21 protein-coding genes are annotated in these 26096 nt (G+C 71.7%); 13 read left to right on the top strand and 8 right to left on the bottom strand.

What is annotated here, in order from left to right:
- Positions 1-11: 11 nt before the first annotated feature.
- Positions 12-737, bottom strand: coding sequence for a 16S rRNA (uracil(1498)-N(3))-methyltransferase (locus OHA68_RS25440; protein WP_327102472.1), 726 nt, complete (start codon positions 735-737; stop codon positions 12-14).
- Positions 738-845: 108 nt separating this feature from the next.
- Between OHA68_RS25440 and OHA68_RS25435 the strand changes: the two genes are divergently transcribed.
- The gene (locus tag OHA68_RS25435) at positions 846-2705 is read left to right on the top strand and encodes a sensor histidine kinase (protein ID WP_327102471.1); all 1860 of its coding nucleotides are present in this window, start codon (positions 846-848) and stop codon (positions 2703-2705) included.
- A gap of 60 nt (positions 2706-2765) precedes the next feature.
- On the opposite strand, the gene dnaJ is transcribed toward OHA68_RS25435, so the two are convergent.
- On the bottom strand, positions 2766-3905 hold the full coding sequence (gene dnaJ, locus OHA68_RS25430; protein WP_189145031.1) for a molecular chaperone DnaJ: 1140 nt from the start codon (positions 3903-3905) through the stop codon (positions 2766-2768).
- Between the two features lie 11 nt (positions 3906-3916).
- On the bottom strand, positions 3917-4936 hold the full coding sequence (gene hrcA, locus OHA68_RS25425; RefSeq protein WP_189145030.1) for a heat-inducible transcriptional repressor HrcA: 1020 nt from the start codon (positions 4934-4936) through the stop codon (positions 3917-3919).
- A 192-nt stretch (positions 4937-5128) separates the two neighbouring features.
- Here hrcA and OHA68_RS25420 point away from each other — a divergent pair, with 192 nt between their 5' ends.
- Genes OHA68_RS25420 through OHA68_RS25410 form a run of 3 tightly spaced genes read left to right on the top strand, consistent with a single transcriptional unit; the run spans position 5129 to position 7682 of the window.
- Positions 5129-5974, top strand: coding sequence for a hypothetical protein (locus tag OHA68_RS25420; RefSeq protein WP_327102470.1), 846 nt, complete (start codon positions 5129-5131; stop codon positions 5972-5974).
- 17 nt (positions 5975-5991) lie between these two features.
- Entirely contained in the window at positions 5992-6801 is an 810-nt protein-coding gene (locus tag OHA68_RS25415) for a DUF3097 domain-containing protein (protein WP_189145029.1), read from the top strand.
- A complete protein-coding gene (locus tag OHA68_RS25410) occupies positions 6798-7682 on the top strand; it encodes a DUF4870 domain-containing protein (RefSeq protein ID WP_327102469.1) in 885 nt (294 codons plus the stop codon). The genes OHA68_RS25415 and OHA68_RS25410 overlap by 4 nt, the downstream gene beginning before the upstream one ends.
- On the opposite strand, the gene hemW is transcribed toward OHA68_RS25410, so the two are convergent.
- On the bottom strand, positions 7675-8895 hold the full coding sequence (gene hemW / locus OHA68_RS25405) for a radical SAM family heme chaperone HemW (protein ID WP_189145027.1): 1221 nt from the start codon (positions 8893-8895) through the stop codon (positions 7675-7677). The two genes, OHA68_RS25410 and hemW, sit on opposite strands and share 8 nt — an antisense overlap.
- Before the next feature lie 108 nt (positions 8896-9003).
- Here hemW and OHA68_RS25400 point away from each other — a divergent pair, with 108 nt between their 5' ends.
- Positions 9004-10260, top strand: a complete 1257-nt coding sequence (locus OHA68_RS25400; protein ID WP_327102468.1) for a glycoside hydrolase family 18 protein — start codon at positions 9004-9006, stop codon at positions 10258-10260.
- A gap of 154 nt (positions 10261-10414) precedes the next feature.
- On the opposite strand, the gene OHA68_RS25395 is transcribed toward OHA68_RS25400, so the two are convergent.
- Positions 10415-10711, bottom strand: a complete 297-nt coding sequence (locus OHA68_RS25395; RefSeq protein WP_189145025.1) for a hypothetical protein — start codon at positions 10709-10711, stop codon at positions 10415-10417.
- Positions 10712-10824: 113 nt separating this feature from the next.
- On the opposite strand from OHA68_RS25395, the gene OHA68_RS25390 reads away from it, so the two are divergent.
- Together OHA68_RS25390 and OHA68_RS25385 are read left to right on the top strand one after the other, a co-directional pair.
- The gene (locus OHA68_RS25390; protein ID WP_327102467.1) at positions 10825-11454 is read left to right on the top strand and encodes an ABC transporter ATP-binding protein; all 630 of its coding nucleotides are present in this window, start codon (positions 10825-10827) and stop codon (positions 11452-11454) included.
- 227 nt (positions 11455-11681) lie between these two features.
- Positions 11682-13253 (top strand): DUF6297 family protein, encoded by a 1572-nt coding sequence (locus OHA68_RS25385; RefSeq protein ID WP_327102466.1) that lies wholly within the window; start codon positions 11682-11684, stop codon positions 13251-13253.
- Positions 13254-13334: 81 nt separating this feature from the next.
- Here the strand turns inward: OHA68_RS25385 and lepA are convergent, their stop codons facing one another.
- Complete coding sequence (gene lepA, locus OHA68_RS25380; protein WP_327102465.1) at positions 13335-15206, bottom strand: translation elongation factor 4; 1872 nt, start codon at positions 15204-15206, stop codon at positions 13335-13337.
- Positions 15207-15220: 14 nt separating this feature from the next.
- Between lepA and OHA68_RS25375 the strand changes: the two genes are divergently transcribed.
- The 6 genes from OHA68_RS25375 to OHA68_RS25350 all read left to right on the top strand — a co-directional run bounded on the left by OHA68_RS25375 (position 15221) and on the right by OHA68_RS25350 (position 24133).
- On the top strand, positions 15221-16213 hold the full coding sequence (locus OHA68_RS25375) for a glycoside hydrolase family 18 protein (protein ID WP_189141708.1): 993 nt from the start codon (positions 15221-15223) through the stop codon (positions 16211-16213).
- A gap of 131 nt (positions 16214-16344) precedes the next feature.
- Complete coding sequence (gene rpsT / locus OHA68_RS25370) at positions 16345-16614, top strand: 30S ribosomal protein S20 (RefSeq protein WP_189141707.1); 270 nt, start codon at positions 16345-16347, stop codon at positions 16612-16614.
- Positions 16615-16808: 194 nt separating this feature from the next.
- Positions 16809-19889, top strand: coding sequence for an ABC transporter permease (locus OHA68_RS25365; protein WP_327102464.1), 3081 nt, complete (start codon positions 16809-16811; stop codon positions 19887-19889).
- The gene (locus OHA68_RS25360; protein ID WP_327102463.1) at positions 19886-22525 is read left to right on the top strand and encodes an FtsX-like permease family protein; all 2640 of its coding nucleotides are present in this window, start codon (positions 19886-19888) and stop codon (positions 22523-22525) included. Before OHA68_RS25365 ends, OHA68_RS25360 begins: the two co-directional genes overlap by 4 nt.
- Positions 22522-23445 carry an ABC transporter ATP-binding protein gene (locus tag OHA68_RS25355; protein ID WP_327102462.1) on the top strand — a complete coding sequence of 308 codons (924 nt, stop codon included), beginning with the start codon at positions 22522-22524 and terminating at the stop codon, positions 23443-23445. The genes OHA68_RS25360 and OHA68_RS25355 overlap by 4 nt, the downstream gene beginning before the upstream one ends.
- Positions 23435-24133, top strand: a complete 699-nt coding sequence (locus tag OHA68_RS25350) for an ABC transporter ATP-binding protein (RefSeq protein ID WP_327102461.1) — start codon at positions 23435-23437, stop codon at positions 24131-24133. The genes OHA68_RS25355 and OHA68_RS25350 overlap by 11 nt, the downstream gene beginning before the upstream one ends.
- Before the next feature lie 209 nt (positions 24134-24342).
- On the opposite strand, the gene holA is transcribed toward OHA68_RS25350, so the two are convergent.
- Together holA and OHA68_RS25340 are read right to left on the bottom strand one after the other, a co-directional pair.
- A complete protein-coding gene (holA, locus tag OHA68_RS25345; RefSeq protein ID WP_327109560.1) occupies positions 24343-25326 on the bottom strand; it encodes a DNA polymerase III subunit delta in 984 nt (327 codons plus the stop codon).
- A 213-nt stretch (positions 25327-25539) separates the two neighbouring features.
- On the bottom strand, positions 25540-26019 hold the full coding sequence (locus tag OHA68_RS25340; protein ID WP_327102460.1) for a MarR family winged helix-turn-helix transcriptional regulator: 480 nt from the start codon (positions 26017-26019) through the stop codon (positions 25540-25542).
- Positions 26020-26096 lie beyond the last annotated feature (77 nt).

The following is a 26096-nucleotide window of genomic DNA, read 5'->3' as shown; positions in this document are numbered from 1 at the left end:
CCGCACGGGTGTCACCAGCGGCCGGTTCGGGTGAGCAGCACCGCTGCCGCCGCCACCCCCGCCGTCGAGGTGCGCAGCACCGTCGGCCCGAGCAGGACCGGCAGCGCCTTCGCCGCCTGGAAGGCGGCCAACTCCTTCTCCGAGACGCCGCCCTCGGGCCCCACCACCATGATGATGTCGCCGCCCGCCGGCAGCGCCACCCGCGACAGCGGCTCGGCCGCCTCCTCGTGCAGCACCAGCCCCAGAGCCGCGTCCGCCAGCAGCGCCTCGACCTGGGCCGTCGAGGCCGGCTCCGTCACCTCGGGCAGATGGAACCGGCGGGCCTGCTTGCCCGCCTCGCGCGCCGTCGACCGCCACCGGTGCAGCGCCTTGGCCGCCCGCTCGCCCTTCCACTGGGTGATGCTGCGCGAGGCCGCCCAGGGCACGATCACGTCCACGCCCGCCTCGGTCATCATCTCGACGGCCAGTTCGCCTCTGTCGCCCTTCGGCAGGCCCTGGACGACCACCAGCCGGGGCCGCGGCGCCGGCACCTCGTGCCGGGCCAGCACCTCCAGCCTGAGCGCGTCCTTGCGCACCTCGCGCACGACGCACTCGGCCACCGCGCCCGCCCCGTCGGTCAGGTCGACCCGCTCCCCTTCCCGCAGCCGCCGGACCGCGGCGGCGTGACGCCCTTCAGGACCGTCGAGCACCAGCTCGGACCCGCTCAGATCCGCCGCGAGGAACACCGGAACCGTCACCCCAGGCACCCCAGATTCTTAACGTTATGCAGCCAAGCGATCACGTAGCGCAATATCGTGTCACGTGCAGTCGCACCTTCCTGAGTCACTTTACGAGGGGTCAGCGCGATGACAGTCTCCCGCCGGCTCCCCTGGCCGCCGCCCGTCAGGGCGCGCGTCGCGCTGCCGCTGGCCGTCTCGACGCTCCTGCTGGTCGCGGGCCTGGGAGCGGGCGCCGCGGACCGGCTGAGGGCCAGGGCCGACGCCGCCGGGACCGTCGGTCACGTCGGCGGGGTGCTCACCGCGCAGGAGCTGATCCACCCGCTCCAGCGCGAGCGCGGCCTGGCGCTGGGGGTGCTCGCCGGCGACGACAGGTTCGTGGCCGATCTGGACGCCGAACGCCGTGTCACCGATCGGGCCAGAGCCCGGCTCGACACCGCGACGCCGGGCCTGCGTGCGGCGCTCACCGGCCTCCGGGAGGCCCGGTCCGGCACCGCCACCGCGCAGGAGGCCTTCTCCGCCTACACCGGCGCGATCTCGGCTCTCCTGGACGCCTCCTTCGCCGCCCGGCCGGGCGGGCTGCAGTCGCTGGAGGCGCTGGAGGCCATCAGCAGGGCCAAGGAGGCGGCCTGTCAGGAGCGCGCCCTGGTGACCGCGGCGTTCGCGACCGGCTCGTTCACCTCGGCGGGGCATCTCGACCTGCTCCAGGTACGGGCGATCAAGGCGGACGCGTTCGCCAGGTTCGAGCGCGTGGCGACGGCGACGGGCCGGGCGGCGCTGGCCCGGGCCCAGCAGAGTGGCCATCCGCCCAGGCTCGCCGCCATGGAGAGACAGGCCGTCGCGGGCACCCCGTTGTCGGCGAGCCCGCGCGCCTGGCACCACGCGGCCATCGGCTACGACGAGGCCCTGCGGAGCGTGCAGCGGTCGGTGGCCGAAGAGGTGCGCGCACCGGCGCTGGCCGCCGCGGAGCGGGCCACTCTGCACCTGGCCCTGCTGGGCGCGCTGGGCGCGGTGCTCGTGCTGGGCATGCCGGTGCTCGGCGTGCTCGCCTCCCGTTCGGCGCTGCGTCCTCTGCGGCGGCTCTCCGACCAGGCCGACGCGCTGGCCGAGCATGTCTCCCGGCTCGCTCAAGGCGGGCAGAGTCAGGACGTACTCGCGCAGCGCTCGCGGGATCCGAGGGCGGGCCGGCGGGACGGCGAGTTCGCGGGGGTGGCCGGCGCGCTCGGTGACCTGCACCGCAGCGCCGTACGGCTGGCGGCCGAGCACACGGCCTTGCGGCGCGTCGCCACCGAGTCGCTGGTGGACCTCGGCGTACGGCACCGAAACCTGGCGCACCGCCAGCTGAGCTTCATCGGCATGCTGCAGCGCGAGGAGTCCGACCCCGCCGCCTTGGCCCGGCTCTGCGAGCTGGACCGCCTGACGAGCCGGCTGCGCCGCAACGCCGAGAGCCTGCTGGTCCTGACCGGCAAGCGGGGAGCACGTCGCTCATCGGAGCCCGTACCGGTGGCGGACGTGCTGCGGCTGGCCCTGACCGAGGTCGAGGACCATCACCGGGTCACGCTGCGCGTGGTGGACGGCGCGCCGGTCCGGGGCGCGGTGGTGGCGGAGGTCGCCCACCTGCTGGCCGAGCTGGTGGAGAACGCGCTGACCTACTCGCCACCCGATGCGGAGGTGGAGGTGTGGGCGCGGGCGGACGAGGGCGAGTGCCGCATCACCATCACCGACCACGGCATCGGCATGACCGCCGAGGAGCTGGCCGCGGCCAACGCGCGGCTGCGCGGCGAGGAAAGCTTCCTGGTGGCCCCCACCCGCTGCCTGGGCCACCACGTGGTGGGCAGGCTGGCCGACCGGCTCGGTGTCAGGGTGTGGCTGCACGAGTCGCTGCCCCGCGGCGTCACCGCGCGGGTGGCGCTGCCTGAGGAGCTGCTGGCGGTGCCGTCACGGCCGGAGCAACCGCCAGAGCTGCTCGGCGGCGTCAGCGCCCGTTGAAACCGCCAGAGCCGCTCGCGGGGTCAGCGCCCGTAGAAACCGCCAGAGCCGCTCGCGGCGTCAGCGCCCGTTGAAGGCGTCGCGCAGTCGCGAGAAGAAGCCCTGCTGGCCCGGGGCGAACTTGCCCGGCGGGCGCTCCTCGCCGCGCAGCTTGGCCAGCTCGCGCAGCAACTCCTCCTGAGCGGTGTCGAGGCGGTGCGGCGTCTCGACGTTCACGTGGATGAGCAGGTCGCCGCGGCCCGTCTCGTTGAGCCGCTGCACGCCGCGGCCGTACATGGTGATGACCTGGCCTGACTGGGTGCCCGGCCGGACGTCGATCTCCTCGGCGCCGTCGAGCGTCTCGACGGTGAGGATGGTGCCGAGGGCGGCGGCCGTCATCGGGATCTGGACGGTGCAGTGGAGGTCGTCGCCGCGCCGTTCGTAGATCTCGTGCGGGCGCTCGACGATCTCCAGGAAGAGGTCTCCGGGCGGGCCGCCGCCGGGGCCGACCTCGCCCTCGCCGGCGAGCTGGATGTGGGTGCCGTCCTCGACGCCCGCGGGGATGCGCACCTTGATCGTACGGCGGGTGCGCACCCGGCCGTCGCCGGAGCACTCCTGGCAGGGATTGCGGATGATGCTGCCGAAACCGCCGCACTGCGGGCATGGCCGCGAGGTCATGACCTGACCCAGGAACGACCGGGTCACCTGGCTGATCTCGCCGCGCCCGTTGCACATGTCGCAGGTGTCGGGGTGGGTGCCCGGGGACGCGCCCGCGCCCTGGCACACCTCGCACAGCACGGCCGTGTCGACGACCAGCTCGCGGGTGGTGCCGAAGGCGGTCTCGCGCAGGTCGAGCTCGACCCGGATGGTCGCGTTGCGGCCCCGGCGAGCGCGCGAGCGCGGCCCGCGTGCGCCGCCCGCACTGCCGAAGAAGGCGTCCATGATGTCGCTGAACGGGAACCCCGCGCCGAACCCGCCGGCGCCGGCCGCCGCGCCGGCGCCACCGAACGGATCGCCGCCCAGGTCGTACATCTGGCGCTTGCTCGCGTCCGACAGCACCTCGTAGGCCTGCGTGATCTCCTTGAACCGCTCCTGGGTGGCGGGATCGGGATTCACGTCAGGGTGCAGCTCGCGAGCCAGCCGGCGGTAAGCCTTCTTGATCTCTTCCTGACTGGCGTCACGGCGCACCCCGAGGGTGGCGTAGTAGTCGGTGTTTGCCACTTATCGACCTCTTAAGATGCAGCCAGGATCTGGCTGACGTAGCGTGCCACCGCGCGCACGGCGCCCATCGTCACGGGGTAGTCCATCCTCGTGGGGCCCAGCACGCCGAGCCGAGCCAGTTGGTTGTCGCCTGAACCGTATCCGGTGGCGACGATGGACGTGCCCACGAGCCCGGTATAGGCGTTCTCTGATCCGATGCGCACGGTGAGAGCGGACGGTGTGTCTGTGGAAGTCTCGCCGAGCAGGCGCATGAGCACGACCTGCTCCTCCAGTGCCTCGAGCACGTCGCGCAGCCCGACACTGAAGCCGGCCCCCGCGAGGTTGGCGGCACCGGCGAAGACGATCTTCTCGTCGTGGCGTTCGACGAGCGTTTCGAGCAGGACGGACAGGATCGTGGCCACGACGGGCCGATCCTCGGCCGGCAGCCGCTCGGGCAGGTCGGCCACCAGGTCGGGCACATTGCCCAGCCCGCAGCCGTCCAGGCAACTGTTGAGCACCGCGCGCAGGTGCGCGATGCGGTGGTCCTCCACCACTTCGGGCAGCTCGATCACGCGCTGCTCGACGCGGCCGGTGTTGGTGATCAGCACGAGCATGACGCGTCGCTCGGCGAGCTGGACCAGCTCGACATGCCGCACCGTGGAGCGGGTCAGCGTCGGATACTGCACCACCGCGACCTGCCTGGTGAGCTGCGCGAGCAGCCGCACCGTGCGGGTCACCACGTCGTCCAGGTCCACCGCGCCGGCCAGAAAGGTCTCGATGGCCCTGCGCTCGGCTCCGGACAACGGCTTGATCTGCGAGAGCCTGTCGACGAACAGGCGGTATCCCTTGTCCGTCGGCACCCGGCCGGCGCTGGTGTGCGGCTGGGTGATGTAGCCCTCCTCCTCCAGTGCGGCCATGTCGTTCCTGACCGTCGCCGGGGAGACCTTCAGGTTGTGGCGCTCCGCCAGCGCTTTGGAGCCCACCGGTTCGTTGGTCGACACGTAGTCTTCGACAATGGCGCGGAGCACCGCGAGTTTACGATCGTCGAGCACGTGAGCACCTCCTACCGCTGCCTTCCGGGAAACGACAGGTCTAGCACTCTGTGTTCCCGAGTGCCAAGTGTACGGCTCTCACTCACAAGGTGCGATAACACGGTGGGCCGCCGGCCACTCGGCGCACGTCAGAGGCACGCGGCGGGCCCTGGCCTGCTGGCGCACCATCATCACACCCGTCACACTTGTCACATGACGGACAATCCATATCCTCCCTACGGTCCCCCGTCAGAGGGCGGGCATTCCCCAGGTGAGACACCACAATCCTTCCCGAACGGCCCGCCCCAGCAGTACCCGCCGCCGCAGTACGGCCAGGCGCCTCCCTACGGCCAGCAGGGACCTCAGCAAGGACAGCCGCAGTACGGCCAGCCCCAGCCTCCGCCCTACCCGCAAGGCCCGCCCCCGCAGTACGGCCAGCAGTCTCCCTACGCCCCGTACGGCCAGCAACCGCAGTTCGGTCAGTACCCGCCGGGGTCCAGGCCGCCCGACGGCTCGAAGAACCTCAGGCCGCACCTGCGGTGGATCGCCGTCGCCTGGGGCGTCGCCGTCCTGTGCGTCGTCGCAGGCGTGGTCCTCTTCGTCAGCGGCTTGCTCAGCAGCGTCGACAACGTCGCGCCGACCAGGACGTTCGCCGCCGGCGAGCAGGTCACCGTGGCCCTCGACCCGGCCCAGAGCCCCGTGCTCTACCTCGCCAGCCGCACCCGGGTGCGCTACGAGTGCCAGATCGCCAACGGGGCGAGGCTCCTGCCCGTCTCCGGCACCCAGAACCTCACGGTGAACGGCACGCAGTGGCAGCAGATCCTGCGGATCGCCGCACCCTCTGCGGGCAATTACCCGATCACGTGCACCGTCACGGAGGGCGCGACCGCGCGGTTCGGCGTCGGCCGGGACATCTCCACCGCCGTGGGCGGCGTCCTGGGCGGGGTGGCCCTGCTGGTGGCCGTCCCGGGGGTGGGCGTACTGGCCGCGATCATCGTGACGATCGTGGTCTTGGTGCGCCGCAGCCGCCAGCGTAAGCGCCTCGCGGTCCGCGACTGATTTGCTACGGTCCCCGTGTGTACGAGGGTGATGTTCTCGGGGGAAATTGGCGGCGTCCGGGCCGGGGCAAGATTCCGAAGGTGCCGGCCGAGCGCGATCTGGTCGTGGAGGACGCCGACAGCGGCTTCTGCGGCGCGGTGGTCGCCTGCGACAAGGAAGCGGTCACGCTGGAGGACCGCTTCGGCAAGCGGCGCCTGTTCCCGCTCGATCCGGCCGCGTTCCTGCTGGACGGCAAGATCGTGACGCTGGTACGGCCGGCGGCCGCCACCGCGGAGACCCACCGGCGCAGCGCCTCCGGCTCGATCGCCGTGGAGGGACTGCGGGCCAGGGTGGCCAGGCAGAGCCGCATCTACGTCGAAGGCGTGCACGACGCCGCGCTGGTGGAGCGGATCTGGGGCCACGACCTGCGGGTGGAGGGCGTCGTGGTCGAATACCTGGAGGGCGTGGACGATCTGCCGGAGATCGTCGAGGAGTTCGCGCCCGAGCCGGGCCGCAGGCTCGGCGTGCTGGTCGACCATCTGGTGCCCGGCTCCAAGGAGAGCCGTATCGCCGCCCGGGTGACCTCCCCGGACGTGCTCGTGGTCGGTCACCCGTTCATCGACATCTGGCAGGCGGTCAAGCCTTCCTCTGTCGGCATCCCGGCCTGGCCGGACGTGCCGCGCGGGGTCCCGTGGAAGGAAGGCGTGATCGCCGCGCTGGGCTGGCGCATGGCGCCGGCCGACGCGTGGCGGCGCATACTGGGCTCGGTGTCGAGCTTCGCCGACCTGGAGCCCGAGCTGCTCGGCCGGGTGGAGGAACTGATCGACTTCGTTACGGAGGCACCATGAGCCACGATCCGCAGCCACCGCCGGACGACGACGCGACCCGCCGCGTCTCCGCCGCCGACGTCCACGGCGCCCAGCCACCGGACCCACAGCCCGACTCGGGCACCCAGTCCGGACCCCGGTCACGTGACCCGCAGCCGGACGGCTCCCGGTCCGGACCGCCGTCGGGGCCACAGTTCCGCCCCCAGTCCGGCCCGCAGTACGGCTCCGAGCCCGGATCACCGTCAGGGCCGCAGTTCCCTCCTCCGTCCGGCCCGCAGTACGGCTCCCAGCCTGGGCAAGGCCCCGAGCTCGGATCACCGTCAGGGCCGCAGTACCCTCCTCCTCCGTCCGGCCTGCCGTATGGCGTACAACCTGGCTCGCAGCCTGGCCAAGGACCCCAATCCGGCTATGGTCAGCCGCCCCCGCCCTACGGACAGCAGCCCCCGTCGTACGGGTTCGGGCAGCAGCCCCCGCCGTACGGCTACGGGCAGCAGCCTCCGCCCGGACAGCAGCATCCACCGTACGGCTACGCGGCGCAGGGGCGGCAGGAGCCGTACGTGCCGGGAAGGTACGGTCCCCGTCCCGGCAGCGACGACAGCTCGATGGCCATGCTGGCCCACCTGCTCGGTCTGCTGGTCTCGTGGGTCGGCCCGCTGATCCTCTACCTCATCAAAAAGGACGAGTCCCCCTACGTCAGGGATCAGGCCGCCGAGGCGCTCAACTTCCAGATCACCGTGTTCGCCGCCCTCATGATCAGCGGCATCCTGACGATCGTGGTCATCGGCATCGTGCTGCTCCCGATCGTCTGGATCGGAGCGCTGATCTTCCAGATTCAGGCCGCCGTCTCCGCCAACCGGGGCGAGAACTTCCGCTACCCCTTCAGCATCCGCCTGATCAGCTGAGCAGGTCACGCACCAGCGCGTCGGCCAGCAGCCGGCCGCGCAGGGTGAGCACCATCCGGCCCGCCTTGAACGCCTCGACCTCCAGCAGCCCGTCCGCCAGGGCCGAGGCGACGCGCGGCCGGGCTCGGGGCTCGACCTCGGCGAGCGGGTAGCCGGTGTCGAGCCTGAGCTCCAGCATCAGCCGCTCGGTGGCGCGGTCCTCCCCGGTCAGCTCCTCGCGCGCGTGGGCGGGTGAGACGCCCTCGGCCAGGCGCTGAGCGTACGGGGCGGGGTGTTTGACGTTCCACCAGCGGGTGCCGCCGACGTGGCTGTGCGCGCCGGGGCCGACGGCCCACCAGTCGCCGCCGGTCCAGTAGAGCAGGTTGTGGCGGCACCGCGCGGCGTCCGAGGTGGCCCAGTTGGACACTTCGTACCAGCGGAATCCGGCCTCGGCCAGCATCGTGTCGGCGATCAGGTAGCGGTCGGCGGCCACGTCGTCGTCGGGCATCGGCAGCTCGCCCCGGCGGATCCTGGCCGACAGCCGGGTGCCCTCCTCGACGATCAGCGAGTAGGCCGAGACGTGGTCGGGCTCGGCGGCGACGGCGGCCGCCAGCGAGGCGCGCCAGTCGTCGTCGGACTCCCCCGGCGTGCTGTAGATCAGGTCCAGGTTGACGTGCTCGAACCCGGCCTTGCGTGCCTCCAGCACGGCCTGCCCGGCCCGGCCCGGCGTGTGCTGCCGGTCGAGCACCTTGAGCACGTGCTCGCGGGCGCTCTGCATGCCGAAGCTGACCCGGTTGAAGCCGCCCTCGCGGAGTTCGTCCAGGTAGCGCTGGTCGACGGACTCGGGGTTCGCCTCCGTCGTCACCTCCGCGCCGGCCTTGAGCCCGAACTCCGCGTCGATGGCCGCCAGAATTCTGGACAGGTCCTCGGCCGGCAGCAGCGTGGGGGTGCCGCCACCGAAGAACACCGTCTCGACCGGAAGATCCACCTCGCCGAGGACCCGGCGGGCCAGCCGTACCTCCTCGATGGCGGTGTCGGCGTAGTCGCGCTGGGAGGCGCCGGGGCCGAGCTCGGTGGCGGTGTAGGTGTTGAAGTCGCAGTAGCCGCAGCGTGTCACGCAGAACGGGACGTGCACGTAGAAGCCGAACGGCCGCTCACCGAGTCCGGGCAGGGCGCTGTCGGGCAGCTCGCCGGAGGCGGGCGCGGGATCGCCGTCAGGCAACGTGGAGGGCACGTCTACCAGTGTGCCCGCTGCCATTGACTGCCCGATCCCGTGGCTCTACGATCCGGGGCAACTTATAGGAAAGTTTCCTATAAGTGCACGCTCCGGGAGGCGCCCCCCGTGAAGAAGATCCTCATCGCCCTCTCCCTGTTACTCGGCCTCACGGCGGTCCCGCTGCCCGTCCAGGCGGAGACAGGCACGCACGACCGCTTCAAGCGGGTCGCCTACTTCATCCAGTGGGGCGTCTACGGGCGCGACTACCACGTCAAGGACATGGACACCAGCGGCGCCGCCGCCAAGCTCACCCACGTCAACTACGCCTTCGGCTTCGTCAACCCGGAAGGCGCCTGCTACTCGGCCGACCCGTGGGCCGACTGGCAGCGGCCCGTCCCGGCCGAGCAGAGCGTGGACGGCGTGGCCGACGAGCCCGGCCAGGCGCTCAACGGCAACCTCAACCAGCTGCGCAAGCTCAAGGCCAAGCACCCCGGCCTCAGGACCCTCATCTCGCTCGGCGGCTGGACCGGCTCGAAGTACTTCTCCGACGCCGTGCTCACCCCCGCATCCCGCGCCGAACTCGCCCGGTCCTGCGTCGACCTGTGGCTGCGCGGCAACCTCCCGGGCCTCGCACCCGGCGCGGGCGCGGGCGTGTTCGACGGCATCGACCTGGACTGGGAGTGGCCAGGCTCGGCCGGCGCCGACGGCAACATCATCCGGCCGGAGGACAAGCGGAACTTCACCCTCTTCGTCGAAGAACTCCGCGCACAGCTCAAGGCGTTCTCCTCCCGGGCTGAGCTCACCGCCTTCCTCCCCGCCGCCGCTGCCAAGATCGACTCTGGCTTCGAGGTGCGGCGCGTCTTCCAGCAGCTCGACTTCGCCACCATCCAGGGCTACGACCTGCGAGGCAGCTGGGAGACCCGGACCGGGCACAACGGCAACCTGCTCACCGACCGCCACGACCCCAACGAGGTCCGCTACAGCGTCGACCAGACCGTCCGCGACTACCGCGAGCGCGGCGCGCCGGCCCGCAAACTCGTCATCGGCGTCCCGGCGTACGGGCAGGGCTGGACCGGCGTCACGGGCGGCGGCAACGGCCTGTACAAGCCGGCCACCGGCCCCGCCCCCGGCAAGTGGGCAGCGGGCACCGAGGACTACAAGGACCTGGTGACCAAGCCCGGCAAGCGCCACCGCGACCTGCGCACCGGCACCCTGTGGTTGTACGACGGCAACGAGTTCTGGTCCTATGACGACCCGGCGGTGCTGGTGCAGAAGGCGGCGTACATCCGGCTCAAGGGCTTGGGCGGCGCCATGATGTGGTCCATCGACCAGGACGACTCCCGAGCCTCCCTGACCTCGGCCCTCCACTCGATCCTGAGATGAGCCGGACCTCCGCGGCGAACCACCCGACCTCGGGGTCGAGCCACTCCCACCGAGAGCCACCCGATCCTGGGATGAACCACTCGCACTGAGAGCCGGAGGCTGCTTCGCGCGGACACGTACGCGCTCGTGTCCGCGTGAGGCCCGGCCACAGCCCCTACGGGGGCGTGGCGTTGAGCCGGGAGTCGGTGTCGAAGTCGGCCAGTTGTAACAGCGTCTCCAGGGCCGCCTGGCGCATCTCCTCGACCGACTCTCCCCGCTCGCCGAAACAGTCCGCCGCCACGTCGAGCAGGGCCGTCACCACGGCGGCGTCGGGCATCGGGACGTCCACCACGACCTTGCCGTCCTCCCCCACCTCGGCGGGCATCAGATGCAGCCGGATCAGCCGCCGCGCCTCCTCCGCCACGGCGACACCCAGAACAGCAGCACGCTCGAACCGCTCAGCAGCAATCATGTCACCCTCCAGTCGCACAGGTGTTCGGGTACAAAGCTAGCCGCCGCCACCGACAGAATCCCCGACGCAGGCGGCGATCCCGGTCGCCCCGGAGAGGTGGCTAGGCTCGGGACATGTGCGAGATGACCATCCGGGTCAGCGGCCTGTCCGTGGAGCTCGGCGGCAACCCGGTGCTGCGCGACATGGACCTGACCGTCGCCCCCGCGGAGCTGGTCGCCGTCGTCGGCCCCAACGGATCCGGCAAGTCGACCCTCCTCCGCTGCCTGGCCGGGCTCCTGCCCGCCACCGGCGGCACGGTGGAGGTGTTCGGCGCGCCGCCGGTCGACGAACCGGCCTTCTGGCGGCGGACGACGCTGGTAGGTGAGGAGCCGGCCTGGTACCCGGGGCTCACGACCCGCGAGCACCTGGAGCTGACGCACACGGTGCACGCCGGCCCCCGCCTCACCGTGGACGCCGCGCTGGAGCTGTTCGACCTGGCCGTACGCGCCGACGCGCCGCCACTGAACCTGTCCACGGGCCAGCGCCAGCGTCTCCTCCTGGCCGCCGCGCTGCTGCGGCCCAGCGAGCTCCTGCTGCTCGACGAGCCGGAACGCGGCCTGGACTCCGGCTTCCGTGAGCGACTGGCCGTACTGCTGGATGAGTACACCGCCGAGGGCGGCACCGTCGTCATGGCCACCCACGACCCGGCACTCGCCGCGCGCGGCCGCCAGGTCTCCCCGACCAGCGGCCAGGTGACCGCATGACAGCACGCACAACCCCCGGCACTCACGAAGGAAACCACCTGAGCACCGAAACTCGCAGCACCACGAAAGAAACCACGTGACGCCAACACCCCCCGCACCGCGAAAGAAACCACGTAAAGCCGACACCCCCGGCACCGCGAAGGAACCACGTGGACGCCAACACTCCCAGCACCACGCGAAGGGATCCAGGTGAACGCCGACACCCCGGGCACCGTGAAGGGATTCACGTGAGCGCCGACGCTCCCGGCTCCGTGCGGGAGGTGCGGGCGTTCGTACGGTCGCGGCGTCGTACTTCCGCCCGCCTGAGCGACCGCTACACCTCCGGGTTCATGCTGGCTCTGCTGGTGGCGGTGCTGGGCCGGCCTGTTGGGGAGGCGGTGGAGGGGCTGGCCGGGCAGGCGGACCTTGCCCGGCTGGGGCCAGGGCTGGCTCTGCTGGCGCTGTCGCTGACGGTGGGCCTGGCCGCGGCGCGGGCCTTGGGGCCAGTGACGCTGCCCGCGGCCGACGCGGCGTGGCTGGTGCTGACGCCGCTGGATCGGCGAGCCGTGCTGAGCCGCTCCGCGCGGGCGCTGGCGATGGTCGCGCTGGTGGCGGGGGGCCTGCTGGGGCTGGGCCTGATCGCCGTACTGGGTGCGCCCGACCAGCTCGTCTGGCGGCTCGTCGGCGCGATGGTGCTGGGGTTGTCCGCGAGTGCGGGAGGGATGGCGCTGGCCGTGCTCGGCCAGGCGTCCCAGACCTGGCACGCGTGGCTGTCGGTGGCGCTGGCGGTGCTGCTGGTCGTGGCCGTGGTCGCGGCGTTCGGGCCGGTGCGGGCGCCGCTCGCCGCCATGGCGGGCGCGCCTGTGACGGCGGTGGCCGCCGCCGCCGCGGGCGCCGCGCTGTTCGCTGCTCTTCTGGTACGGCGTGCGTGGGTGATGCTCGGCCGGATGCCCGCCGGGCCCCTGCTGGCCGCCTCCACGAGGGCCGGGCAGGTGGCGACGGCGGCGGTGGTACTGGATCCCGGCGCGCTGGCCTGGATCGCCGAGGACAACCACTGGCGGGGCCGCAAGCTGCGCTCGGCGCGCTGGCCGTCGATGCCCGCGCCGCTCGCCATGGCGTGGCCGGACTGGCTCCGGCTCGTGCGCCGCCCGGGGCGGCTGGCGGTGGTGGCGGCCTCGGCCGCGCTGCCCGCCGTGCTCGCGCAGGCGGGCGGGGGCGGCGCGCTGGTGGGAGTGAGCGTGCTGGCCGGCGGGCTGGCCGTGGCCGCCACCGGCGTTTCCGGAGCCCGCAGGGACCAGGACAACCCAGCGCTGGCCCGGCTGCTCGGTGTGGGAACGCGACAGGCCCTGCTGGCACGGGCCCTACTGCCCGCGCTGCTCAGCGGCGGGTGGATCGCCGCGGCGCTGACAGCCGCCGACCCCGGAGGGTGGATCACGGCGGCACTGGCAGCCACCGAACCCGACAGTGGGTGGACTGCGGCTGCGCTGACGGCCACCGAACCTGGCGGTGTGGGCGCGTTGTGGCTGTTCGGGCCGTTGGTGGCGCCCGCGCTGGCGGTGGCGGCCCTGCGGATGGCCAGGAGGGCGCCGGTCGACCATTCGATGCCGGTCATCGACACGCCGGGCGGCGCCATCCCGACCGGGCCGATGCTCTGGGCGTTCACCGGGGTCGATCTGGCGCTGCTCGGCTGCCTGCCCGCCTTCGTGGCCCTGACGGCGCCACCTGCCGACCTCACCGCCCTGCTGGCCGCCCAGGCGCTCACAGGAGCCGCCGTGCTCATCGCCTACGTGCTGCGCGCCCGGCCACCCAGGGCCAGGTAGGAAGACCCGCCCGCTCGCAGTCCTGAGCGGCTCCCGCGGTCCCCGCTCGCGGTCCTGAGCGGGGACCGCGGTCCTGGGCGGCTACTTCTTGGACTTGTCGGCGCTGGAGTCGGTCGACAGGGCGGCGACGAAGGCCTCCTGGGGCACCTCGACGCGGCCGACCATCTTCATCCGCTTCTTGCCTTCCTTCTGCTTCTCCAGCAGCTTGCGCTTACGGGAGATGTCACCGCCGTAGCACTTGGCCAGGACGTCCTTGCGGATGGCGCGGATGTTCTCACGGGCGATGACGCGGGCGCCGATCGCGGCCTGGATCGGCACCTCGAACTGCTGCCTGGGGATCAGCTCGCGCAGCTTCTTGGCCATGTCCACGCCATAGGCGTAGGCCTTGTCCTTGTGCACGATGGCGCTGAAGGCGTCGACCGCCTCGCCCTGCAGCAGGATGTCCACCTTGACCAGCTCGGACTCCTGCTCCCCGGCCGGCTCGTAGTCCAGCGAGGCGTAGCCGCGGGTGCGGGACTTGAGCTGGTCGAAGAAATCGAAGATGATCTCGCCGAGGGGCAGCGTGTAGCGGATCTCGACGCGGTCCTCCGACAGGTAGTCCATGCCGAGGAGCTGGCCGCGCCGCCCCTGGCAGATCTCCATGATCACGCCGATGAACTCGGCCGGAGCCAGGATCGTCGACTTGGTGACCGGCTCGAAGACCTGCGCGATCTTGCCGCCGGTGGGGAACTCCGACGGGTTGGTGACGGTCAGCTCGCTGCCGTCCTCCATGATCACCCGGTAGACGACGTTGGGCGCGGTGGAGATCAGCGTCAGGCCGAACTCCCGCTCCAGCCGCTCACGGATGATCTCCATGTGCAGCAGGCCCAGGAAGCCGACGCGGAAGCCGAACCCGAGCGCCGCCGAGGTCTCCGGCTCGTAGATGAGGGAGGCGTCGTTGAGCTGGAGCTTGTCGAGCGCCTCGCGCAGCTCGGGATACTGGTCGCCGTCGATCGGATAGAGGCCGGAGAACACCATGGGGCGGGGGTGGTCGTAGCCGGCCAGCATCTCCTCGGCGGGCTTGACGACCGTGGTCACGGTGTCACCGACCCGCGACTGGCGCACGTCCTTGACGCCGCTGATCAGGTAGCCGACCTCGCCGACGCCCAGTCCCAGGTCGGACGGCTTGGGCTCGGGCGAGATGACGCCGATCTCGAGCGTCTCGTGGGCGGCCTTGGTGGACATCATGAGGATGCGCTCGCGCTTGCCCAGATGGCCGTCGATCACCCGCAGGTAGGTCACCACGCCCCGGTAGGTGTCGTACACGGAGTCGAAGATCAGCGCGCGGGCGGGCGCGTCGGCGTCGCCGACGGGCGAGGGGACCGTCTGGACCACGTGGTCGAGCAGCTCCCGCACCCCCACGCCGGTCTTGCCCGACACCCGCAGCACGTCGGAGGGGTCGCAGCCGATCAGGCCGGCCAGCTCCTCGGCGAACTTCTCCGGCTGCGCCGCCGGCAGGTCGATCTTGTTGAGCACCGGGATGATGTGCAGGTCGTTGTTCATCGCCAGGTAGAGGTTGGCCAGCGTCTGCGCCTCGATGCCCTGGGCCGCGTCGACCAGCAGGATCGCGCCCTCGCACGCCTGCAGCGAGCGGGACACCTCGTAGGTGAAGTCGACGTGGCCCGGAGTGTCGATCATGTTGAGCACGTGCCCGTCCCAGGGCAGCCGCACGGCCTGCGACTTGATCGTGATGCCGCGCTCGCGCTCGATGTCCATCCTGTCGAGATACTGGGCGCGCATGGAGCGGTCGTCCACCACCCCGGTGATCTGCAGCATCCGGTCGGCAAGGGTCGACTTGCCGTGGTCGATGTGCGCGATGATGCAGAAGTTGCGGATCAACGCGGGGTCGGTCTGGCCAGGCTGAGTGCGCACCGAAGTCCATTTCGACAGGGTTGAGGTCGAGCAGTCTTTCATGGTGACATGCCCGGGTGATTGCCCGAACCGTCATCCGCCGTGGCCTGCGCGTGCTCGCGCTTGCCTTGGCCGTCCTGGTCGCGCTGGTCGTCGTCATCGCCGGCGCGTTCCGCCTTCAGTTTACCGGCGCGCCGGAGGGCTGGGCGAAGAGCACCGGCAATGACGCCCTGTGGCTGGGTCACATGTGGGTCGACGGCCGCCGCACCGAGCAGGATGTGGCACGCCTCGCGACCCGGCTCCGCGCCACCGGCATCAAGGACCTGTACGTCCACTCCGGCCCGTTCGCCATGGACGGCCGCCTAGATCCGGCTAAATACCCCAACGCCGGAAATTTCGTCCAATGGGTGAAGAAACAACTACCCGGCATCCGCGTCTCCGCCTGGCTCGGCCAGAAAGTGGACCAGGGACGCCTGAACATGGCCGACCCGAAAGCCCGCCAGAACATCCTGAACGGCGTGGCCGCCATCATGAAGACCGGCTACGACGGCATCCACTACAACTTCGAGCCCCTGGACGACGGCGACACCGACTTCCTCGACCTGCTCGACCGGACCAGGCAGCACACGAGGCTGCTGTCCACCTCGACCCCGCAGATCGAGCCGTACCTCCTGATGCGCGTGGCCGCCAGAGCCACGCTCGACCACGACAAATACTGGTCCCAGGGCTACTTCAAGCAGGTCGTCGACCGCGTCGACCAGGTGGCCGTCATGTCCTACGACTCCGGCATGCCCCTGCAGAGCCTGTACGGCGGCCACGTCGTACGGCAGGCGGCACTGGCCCTCGACCTGGTCCCGGAGACCAAGAGCGTCTTCATCGGCGCCCCGGCCTACCATGACCACGGCATCTCCTGGAGCGACGCCGCCGAGAGCGTCGCCCTGGCCGCGCAGGGCGCCAAGCTGGCCCTGTCGGACCACGGCAGGCGCGAGCGGTTCGGCCTGGCGCTCTATGTGGACTTCGCCGCGACCGAGCAGGATTGGCAGGAATACTCGGCGCAGTGGCTATCCTGAAAGGCCACGACCCCGGGCGTTGATTTGAGCAGCCTCCTGGGTTATTGGTACTCTGTTCACTTGCGTGTGGCGCGCCCTCTCATCGAGCCCGCGCGCCCATCCATCACCCAGACTTTCACCGAGGCTTCTTCGTGGCGAACATCAAGTCCCAGATCAAGCGCAACAGGCAGAACGAGAAGGCCCGTCTGCGCAACAAGCATGTCAAGTCTTCGCTGAAGACCGCTGTCCGCAAGTTCCGCGAGGCTGCCGAGCAGGGCGACCTTGAGCAGGCCGTGACGCTGCAGCGCGTCGCTTCCCGTGAGCTCGACAAGGCCGTCAGCAAGGGCGTCATCCACAAGAACCAGGCCGCCAACCGCAAGTCGGCGATCGCCAAGCAGGCCTCGGCGCTCGCCGCCAAGTAGGCCCGCTCATCGGAGCGCCGCACTCCCCATCCGGGGTGCGGCGTTTTCTGTTGTCCGGACTTCGTAACTTTGTCACAGTTTCGATATCACATGCGCATCGCCGCAGCGTATCGGCTGCGTCACCGTTGAACGATCTCCTTGCCCTCCCCGGCCTCCCTCCCTGAGGGTTCCCCTATCGGGGTGAAGGGGATCGCATGCGGGGGCCGTTGGTCGTCAAGCGGGCGTTCAGCGAGCCGTTGCTCCTGCTGGCGGCGCTCGGCTCGATCCTGCTCGCCACCACCACCCTCGTCGCGCTGACGATGTACGCCTCCTCCATCGCCGAGGCCGGGGTCCGCCGGACGATGGAGACCGCGCCGCTGCGCCAGGTGGCCGTCACCATCGGCGCGCCGGTGACCGCCGAGACCTTCCAGGAACGCGACCGGGCCGTACGATCCCAAGTGGCCGCGGCCTTCACCGGCGCCACCGCCGACATCTCCACGAGCTTCCGCTCCGACTCCTACGTGATGCCCGGCCAGGAGCGCCGCAAGGTGCCCGAGCTGCTCAGGTTCGCCGGCCACGACGGCCTCGCCGAGCACGCCAAGCTGGTCTCCGGCGCCTGGCCGCGCCCCACCACGGGCCAGGACGGCACGGTCGAGGCCGCGATCTCCCTGTCGGCGGCGTCGGCGGCCGGGTTCGAGGCCGGCCGGGAGCTCACCGTCGAAAGCCGCCTCGACAGCGAGCCGGTCAAGGTCCGCATCACCGGCGTCTTCCAGCTCGACGACCCGTTCGGCGACCGGTGGGCCGGCGAGCCGCTGCTCAGCCGGGGCGTCGAAACAGGCGAGTTCACCACGTACGGCCCGCTCACGGTGGCGCGGGAGACGTTCCTGGCCCGCTTCGCCACCAACGTCAGCACCACCTGGACCGCCGTGCCCGATCTGCGGACGCTGACGCCCGAAGGGCTGCGCCCGCTGGCCGCCAGGGTCGCCGAGCTGCCCGGGACGCTCAAGGCGAACGGCTGCCCCACCTGCACCGCCGTCACCCGGCTGCCGGACATGCTCACCCAGCTCGACACCGCCTCCCTGGTGGCCCGCTCGACCATGCTGATCCCGGTGCTGCAGCTTCTGCTGCTGGCGACGTACGCGCTCATGCTCACCGCCCGGCTGCTCGCCGACCACCGGCGGATGGAGGTCGCGCTGCTGCGCTCGCGCGGCGCGGGCACACTGCGGCTGGCCACGCTGGCGGGCGGTGAGGCGCTGCTGGTGGCCGTCCCGTGCGCGCTCGCCGCGCCGTTGCTCGCGCCGCCGCTGCTCGGCCTGGTCAACGCGCTGCCGTGGATCGAGGCCGCCGGGGTACGGCTCGCGCCGGCGGCGGATCTGGGCACGTTCCTGGTCTCGGTCGCGGTGGCGCTGGCCGCGGCCGTGCTGCTCGTGCTTCCCGCCCTGGCCGGTGCGCGCCGTACCTATGTCGAGGAGCAGACCTCGCGCGGGCGCGGCGGCGGGCGCGGCCTGATGGAGCGGGCGGGCGCGGACCTGGCGCTGCTGGTGGTGGCGGCGCTGGCCATCTGGCAGCTGCAGCACTACGGGGCGCCCGTCACCGGCACCGCGGGCGGCACCCTCGGCATCGACCCGCTCATCGTCTCCGGCCCCGCGCTGGCGCTGCTCACCGGCGGCATGCTGGGCCTGCGGCTGGTCCCGCGCGCCGCCAGGCTGGCCGAGCGGCTCACCGCCAGGCGGCCGAGCCTGGCCCCCGCGCTCGGCGCGTGGCAGGTGAGCAGGCGCCCGCTCAGGTACGCCGGTCCCGCGCTGCTGCTGACCATGGCGATCGCGATCGGCATCGTGTCCATGGCGACGGCCGCCACCTGGCGCACCTCCCAGCTCGACCAGGCCCGCCATCAGGCGGGCGCGGACCTGCGGCTGTCCGGTCCACCTGATGGGCCGGAGCTGGGCACGTTCGGCCGGGGCAGCGCCTTCGCCGCGCTGCCGGGCGTCACGACCGCCTCGCCCGCCTTCCGGGGGCAGGCCGACGTCGGCGGCGAGACCGCCACCCTGCTCAGCCTGGACGCCGACCGGCTGACGCGGCTCCTCCAGCTCCGCCCCGACCTGTCGGCGCGGTCCGTGGGCGAGATGGCCCGCGAGCTCGGCGCGGGCCGTACCGACACCGGCGCGCTGACGCTGCCCGGCGAGCCCGCCCTGCTCACGGTGGAGGCGCACGCGGACCGTGAGCTGCCGCTGCGCGTGCAGCTCTCCGACGCGCTCGGCGTCTGGCGCGAGCTGCCGCTGACCGTGGCCGATCAGGACCGGCTCGGCGTGGACCTCAGGGCGCTGGCGGGCCGGAGCGGGAAGATCACCTACCCGCTGTCGGTTCGCGGCTTCGTCGCGACCCCGCCGGAGGAAGGGACGGCGAGCGTACGGCTGACGCGCCTGAGCGCCGACGGCCGTGACCTCGGCGCTCCCGAGGTGACGATCCGGGCGCAGGGCGCCCATCCGGTGGTGGCCGCCTTCGCCCCGCTCCCTGAGCCCGGTCCCCTGCCGGTGGTGCTGACCGCGGACCTCGCCGCCGCGAACAAGCTCGCGGCCGGTCAGACCGGGCAGCTCAGCCTCGACCGCCGGGTGATCGACGTCAAGGTGGCCGGGGTCGTCGAGCAGTTGCCCACCACGGAGCCCGGCCGGCCCGCCGTCCTCGTCGACTGGGCCACGCTGCAGGCCCACGGGCAGGTGGCGGGCCAGTCGCCCAGGCACGCCACCGAATGGTGGCTCGCCGCCGACGGCGGCGACACCGGCCCGGCCCAGGAGGCGCTCAAGCGCAGTCCGGAATGGGACGTCACCACGGTCGACCAGCGCCGGCTCGCCACCGAGCTGCGCGACGACCCGCTGGCGAGCGGCCTGCAGGGCGCGCTCATCCTCGGCTTCGCGGCCGCGCTGTTCTTCGCCGTCCTCGGCTTCCTCGTCAACGCCGCCGTGGCGGCCCGCGAGCGGATGGCCGAGTTCACGCTGCTGCGCGCGCTCGGCGTCGGCTTCGGGCAGATGTTCGGGCTGCTCGCGATCGAGCAGGCGTTCGTCATCGGCCTGTCCCTGGTCGCGGGCACCGCGCTCGCCGCCGTCGTGGGCGCCCTCGTGGTCCCGCACATCGTGCTGACCGGGCAGGCGTCGGCCGTCACCCCCGGCGTGCTGCTCGACATCCCGTGGCCGGCGACGGCGGCCATGCTGGCGCTGGTCACCGCCGTGCTGTTCGGCATCGTCGCGGGGCTGGCGCGCAGCCTGCGCGGACAGGGGCCGCGGAAGGGAGCGGCCCCGTGAGGCTTCTGTTGCTCGCCCGGGTGCATCTCGGCGCGGTGGCCGTCCTGCTCCTGCTCACGCTGAGCGCATGCCTGCTCGTGTCGGGCCTGCCCAGAGTCATGCAAGCGGCCTTCGACCAGGCACTCCGCGAGTCACTGGCCGGCGCCCCCGCACAACGCACGGACCTGACCGTGGCCTTGAGGTCGAACGGCGGCGACCAGGACCTGCGCGAGCCGGCCCTTTTCGAGGCCCAGGGCAGGCGGCTGCGCACGCTCGTGCCCGCCCCGCTCGACGGCCTGCTCGCACCGACCGGCCACGCCAGCGCCAAGACCTACGACACCCCGGTGTACGACTCGGGCGGGCTGATGTTCGTCAACCTCGGCTGGCTGTCCGACGGCGACCGGCGCGTCACCTGGGTCGAGGGCAGGGCGCCGCGCGGGGTGAGCCAGACGCGCTGGCGCGGGACGACCATCCCGCTCTTCGAGGTCGGCGTCGTGGGCGAGGCCCGGGACAGGATGGGGCTCGGCCTCGGCGAGACGAGGATCCTCGGTGAGAGCGACTTCGCCGCCGTCAAGATCGTCGGCATTTTCCGTGCCAAGGACGCCACCGACCGCTTCTGGAGCCACCACGGCGACGTCCTGAACGTCCGCCAGGTGCAGCCGACGGGCAAACTCGACCTGGAGCGCTACACCACCGCGCTGATCCCCGATGCGGCCCTGACCAGGCTCTCCGGCGACGATCGCAACCTCTCCTACCAGTGGGTCCTGCCGATCGACCACCGCTCGGCCGACGCGCTGGACGTACCCGGACTGAGCGTCGCGGTGGACGAGTTCGAGCGGCTGATGCGGCTGCAGCCCGGCATCTACCAGGCGAGCACGCTGGCGACCGGGCTGCCGACGCTGCTCGGCGGGTTCCTGACCGCGCTCGCCACCGCGCAGACCATCATGTTCCTGGTGCTCGGCGGGCTGCTGGTGGTCGCGCTCGGCGTGATCGTGCTGGCCGTACGGCTCCTGATCGAACGGATGGAGCACGGGCTCACCATGACCCGAGCGCGCGGCGGGTCGTTGCCGCAGGTCGTGGGGGTCGCCGCCGGGCTGACCGGACTCGCGGCCGGGTCCGGCGCGCTGGCCGGATACGCGCTGTCCCACCTCTTCCCCGGTCCAACGCTGCCGATCGTGCACCTGGGGCCGGTCGTCGTGCTCGGCACCGCGGTCGCGTACGCCGCCGCGCTGGTCGCCGTCACCCACCGGGCCCCGCTGCACGAGCGGCGCGACGACGTGGCGGCGGCCCGCCCCTCCGCCCGGCGGATCACCCTGGAGGCGCTGGTCATCGCCCTCGCGCTGGCCGGGGCGTACCTGCTGCGCACGCGCGGGCTCACCACCCAGGTGGCGCAGGAGGGGCAGGACCCGTTCCTGCTGCTGGTGCCGCTCGCGCTCACGCTCGCCGCCGCGCTGATCACCATGCGCTGCTATCCGTACCCTCTTCGTCTTTTCGTACGGCTGGCGGCGCGCATGCGACCGGCCGTCCCCTTCCTGGGGCTGAGCCGGGCCGCCAGGGCGCGCTCGTTCAGCGTGCTGCCGGTGCTGATCCTGCTGCCGGCGCTGGCCGTGTCGGTGTTCGCGTCGGTGATCTCCAGCGGCGTCTCCAGCACCCAGCGGCTGGCGGCGTGGCAGCGCGTGGGAGCGCCCATCAAGATCACATCGGAGCGTGAGCTGCCCGCCGACGCGGTCGAGCGCGTCCGGCAGGTGCCCGGCGTGACCCGGGTGGTGCCCGCGCAGACCGCCACGGTGCAGGTCGGCCACACGCCCGAACGGGCTCAGATCATCGCGGTCGACCTGGCGCGGTGGCGGGAGCTGCTCGCCGGCACGCCGATCGTCCTGCCCGCCACGCCCGCCGCCTCCGCCACCCCCGCCGTACCCGCCGTGCCCGCCGCCTCCGCCGGCATTCCGGCGCTGGTCTCGCCGGAGCTCCGCGGGCGCGGCACGTTCGAGATCGGCTGGCGGTCCCGGCTGCGGATCACCACGCAGGGGGTGATCGCCACGCTGCCGGGCTTCTTCACCGAGGGCAAGTTCATCGTCGTGCCGTTCGACGTCGATCGGCGCCCGGTGGTCAACACACTGCTGATCAGCGGTGACGCTCAGGAGGCTGCGCTGGCGCGGGCGGTCCCGCAGGCCAGGGTCGAGTCCCGGGCCGGCGTGCTGGCCGCCATCCAGCACGACCCGCTGACCAGCACGGTGAGCGGCACCCTGCTCGTGGTGACGGTCGCGCTGACCGGCTACGCGCTGATCGCGGTCGTCATCACGCTGGTGATCGGGGCCGCCGACCGGGCCAGGGCGCTGTCGTTCCTGCGCACGCTCGGCCTGTCGGACCGGCAGGCCGAGCGATTGACCGTACTGGAGATCCTGCCGATGATCCTCGTCACCACGCTGGCCGGCCTCGCGCTCGGCCTGGGCCTGCCGGCCGCGCTCGGACCCGGCGTCGACCTGTCCGCCTACGCGGGCGGCCTGCCCGTCGGCGACTACGAGCTCGACCTGATCACCCCTACCGCGCTGGCCGGAGGGCTCGCGGTCGTCGCCGTGCTCGGCGCCTACGCGCACACCGCCATCAGCCGCCGCCGCAGCCTCGGCGCCGTACTCAGAGTGGGGGACCTCACATGAACCCGACCCTGTCCGAACTGGAGGCGCGGGCCGGTGAGCGCAAGGCCGCCTTCGGCGGCGACGCGCACATCGTCTGCGACAACCTGGTGCGCATCTACAAGACCGAGGGCGTCGAAGTGGTCGCCTTGCAAGGCCTCGACCTGCTCATCCAGAAGGGTGAGCTGCTCGCCATCGTCGGCGCGTCCGGCTCGGGCAAGTCGACGCTGCTGAACGTGCTGTCCGGGCTCGACGTCCCCACCGCCGGGCTGGCCAAGGTCGGAGGCATGGACCTGCTCGCGATGACCGCCAAGGACCGGCTGCGGTATCGGCGCGAGGTGGTCGGCTTCATCTGGCAGCAGACCGCGCGCAACCTGCTGCCCTACCTGTCGGCGCGGGAGAACGTCGAACTGCCGATGAGACTGGCCGGTCGAGCCCGCCGGGGCCGGGCGGCGGAGCTGCTGGAGCTGCTCGGCGTCGGCTACTGCGCCGGCCGCAAAGCGCCCGAGATGTCCGGCGGCGAACAGCAGCGCGTCGCCATCGCGGTGGCGCTGGCGAACGCGCCGCAGCTCATCCTCGCCGACGAGCCGACCGGCGAGCTCGACAGCGAGACGTCGGAGGAGGTGTTCGACGCGCTGCGCAAGGCCAACCGGGAGCTGGGCGTGACCGTCGTCGTCGTCACCCACGACCCGCTGGTCTCGGAGCGGGTCGACCGCACGGTCGGCATCCGTGACGGGCGGACCAGCAGCGAGACGCTCAGGCACGAGGACGCGGCGGGGCAGATCGTCGCCGAGGAGTACGCCGTCCTCGACCGCGTCGGCCGGCTCCAGCTCCCCCGCGACTTCATGAACGCGCTCACCATGGAACGCCGCGTACGCCTTGAGCTGGAATCCGACCATATCGGCGTATGGCCGGCCCGAGAGGAGCCCTCCGATGAGCAGTGAGCCCTTGGTCGTCGCCGAAGGGCTGCGCAAGGTCTACCGCAGCGGCCCCAAAAAGGTCCTCGCCCTGCGGGAAGTGTCCTTCGAGGCGTTCCCCGGAGAGCTGATCGCCATCCGGGGACGGTCCGGCTCGGGCAAGACCACCCTGCTCAACCAGATCGGCGGCCTGGACCGGCCCGACGCGGGGCGTGTGCTCGTGGCCGGGCACGAGGTGACCGCGCTGGCGGAGAACGACCTGCTGGCGCTGCGGCGCGACGTGGTGGGGTTCGTGTTCCAGTCGTTCGGGCTCATCCCGGTACTGTCGGCGGCCGAGAACGTCGGCGTCCCCATGCGACTGGCGCGCACACCCGCACGGGAACGAGACGAACGCGTGCGCATGCTCCTCTCCCTCGTCGGCCTGGAGCAGCACGTGAACCAGCGTCCCTACGAGCTGTCCGGCGGCCAGCGGCAGCGCGTCGCCATCGCCCGCGCGCTCGCCAACCGCCCCCGCCTGCTCATCGCCGACGAGCCGACCGGGCAACTCGACTCACAGACCGGTCGCCAGATCATGCAACTGCTGCGCGCCCTGGTCCACAGCGAGGGCGTCACCGCCCTGGTCGCCACCCACGACCCCAACCTCATCACCCTCGCGGACCGAGTCCTGGAGCTCACCGACGGCACCCTCCACGAGCCCACCCTCCAAAAGACCTAGCCCCTACAGATCAGCCCCCAACCCCTCCCACCCTGTACGAGCCCTCCCACCCTGTACGAGCCTTCGCCCTCGTACCGAGCTCCCCGATCCTGTACGACCTATCGCAGGCCAGGACCAGCACCGTTCTACGGGATCGGACGAGTGTGCGGCCTCCGGTCCATGAGGTCGGGCAGCGCGAGCCCGGAGCAAGCGGCTCAGAGGTGCGGCGGTCAGCGGCCGGTGCGGCTCGCCACGATGACCTGGACGGTGTGTTCGAGTGCGTAGGCCGGGTCGGCGCCGCCGCCCTTGACCTGCTCGTCAGCGTCGGCCACCGCCTGCATGGCGTCGGAGAGCCCCTCGGGGCCCCAGCCGTTGAGCTGCCGCTTGACCCGGTCGATCTTCCACGGCGGCATCCCCAGATGGCTGGCCAACTGCCCCCCGCGCAGGTTTCGAGGTGCGCCGCCCACCTTGGCGATGGACCGCAACCCGCCGGCCAGCGCGCTCACCAGCAGGACGGGGGCGACCCCGGTGCCGAGCGCCCACCGCAACTGCTCCAGCGCCTCCCCCAGCCGCCCCTCGACCGCCGAGTCCGCCACATTGAACCCGGTGACCTCGGCCCGCCCCTTGTGATAGCGGGCCACCGCATTGAGGTTGATGGTCTTGTCCTGCGTGTCGAACGTCAGCTGACCACAGGCCGCCGCGAGCTCCCGCAGATCATTGCCCACCGCGTCGAGCAGCGCCTGAGCCGCATCCGGCGAGATGTTGCGCCCCGCCCTCTTGACCTCGCTCTTGACGAAGTCGAGCCGATCTCCGGCCTTGGTCACCTTGCTGATGGTGACGACCTTGGCCCCGGCCTTCTTGACCCCGTCGACCAGCGCCTTCCCCTTGACCCCGCCCGGATGCGCCAGCACGAGCACCACGTCGTCGGAGGGCCGCTTGGCATAGGCCACGACCTCGGCGATGACATCCTTCACCAGATCCTGCGCCGACCGAATCACCACCACGATCTGATCCCCGAACAGGGAAGGCGACGTCAACTGCGTCAGCTCACCGGTCGCCACCTTGGATCCGGCCAGATCATGCACCTCCGCCCCGGCCCCGCCGGCCCGCGCCGCCGTGACAACGGCCGCCACCGCCCGCTCGGCCAGCAACTCCTCATCGCCAACCACCAAGGTCACAGGTGCTGGATCGGTTCCCGCCATGTCCAGCAGCATGCCACGCCCGACCGACAACCTGGAACTCACCGCATCCTGCAGACCCATGCCGAAGCCGACGCCCGACCAACAACACCTGATCGATGAGCGCCACCAGGCACCGCCCGACAGAACCGTTACCGGCCCCGGCCGACAGAAGCCTTCCCGGCCCCGCCCGACAGAGGCGTTACCGGGCCCCGCCCGACAGAGCATCGTGGCTACGGTCCATCCGCGTCAGGCGTCGCCGCCCAGGTCCTGCATGAGCCACCCGGGCGTATCGAGCCGGCCTGTGTTGTTTCCGAGGAGCCGGCGAAGCGTGTCCTCGAGGCCCTTGATGGCGTCCGCACTCACCTGCTGCTCCCACTGCTCGCGCAGTTCGTCGAAGATCGCTTCACCCTCGCGCAACATCGCGAGTCCGTGCTCGGTGACGTGGAGGCGGATCCGCCGCCTGTCGGTCGGATCCGGCTCGCGCCGCACGAAGCCGCGTTCCTCCAGCCCGGCGATCGTCTTCGCCGCCGACTGCTTGGCGATGGACATCCGCCGGCCGAGCTCGGAGGCATTGTCAGCGCCGGACAGGATCGCCCGCAGAGCGAAGTCGTGCACCGGCCGGACGTCTTCGTACCCGCGCGCGGCGAGTTCCGCGGTCGCGCGGTCGGCGAGGGCGCGGAACCCGCCGAGCAGGAGCAGGGCGAGGTCGGCTCCGGATCGGGACATGGGGTCAGCCTATAGAGCCTTTGACAAAGACAGCTTGGCTGTCTACTGTCATCGACAGCCAAGCTGTCGACCTGGGT

It is taken from the genome of Nonomuraea glycinis (assembly GCF_035920485.1).
Lineage (GTDB): Bacteria > Actinomycetota > Actinomycetes > Streptosporangiales > Streptosporangiaceae > Nonomuraea > Nonomuraea glycinis.
The sequence above is the reverse complement of the archived record's forward strand: the minus strand, read 5'-3'. Positions and strand labels throughout refer to the sequence as shown.

Coding starts and splice junctions, on each gene's coding strand:
- OHA68_RS25435 (WP_327102471.1), top strand. CDS start 846: ATGACAGTCTCCCGCCGGCTCCCCTGGCCGCCGCCCGTCAGGGCGCGC.
- OHA68_RS25420 (WP_327102470.1), top strand. CDS start 5,129: ATGACGGACAATCCATATCCTCCCTACGGTCCCCCGTCAGAGGGCGGG.
- OHA68_RS25410 (WP_327102469.1), top strand. CDS start 6,798: ATGAGCCACGATCCGCAGCCACCGCCGGACGACGACGCGACCCGCCGC.
- OHA68_RS25395 (WP_189145025.1), bottom strand. CDS start 10,711: ATGATTGCTGCTGAGCGGTTCGAGCGTGCTGCTGTTCTGGGTGTCGCC.
- OHA68_RS25390 (WP_327102467.1), top strand. CDS start 10,825: ATGTGCGAGATGACCATCCGGGTCAGCGGCCTGTCCGTGGAGCTCGGC.
- lepA (WP_327102465.1), bottom strand. CDS start 15,206: ATGAAAGACTGCTCGACCTCAACCCTGTCGAAATGGACTTCGGTGCGC.
- OHA68_RS25365 (WP_327102464.1), top strand. CDS start 16,809: ATGCGGGGGCCGTTGGTCGTCAAGCGGGCGTTCAGCGAGCCGTTGCTC.
- OHA68_RS25355 (WP_327102462.1), top strand. CDS start 22,522: ATGAACCCGACCCTGTCCGAACTGGAGGCGCGGGCCGGTGAGCGCAAG.
- OHA68_RS25350 (WP_327102461.1), top strand. CDS start 23,435: ATGAGCAGTGAGCCCTTGGTCGTCGCCGAAGGGCTGCGCAAGGTCTAC.
- holA (WP_327109560.1), bottom strand. CDS start 25,326: ATGCTGCTGGACATGGCGGGAACCGATCCAGCACCTGTGACCTTGGTG.
- OHA68_RS25340 (WP_327102460.1), bottom strand. CDS start 26,019: ATGTCCCGATCCGGAGCCGACCTCGCCCTGCTCCTGCTCGGCGGGTTC.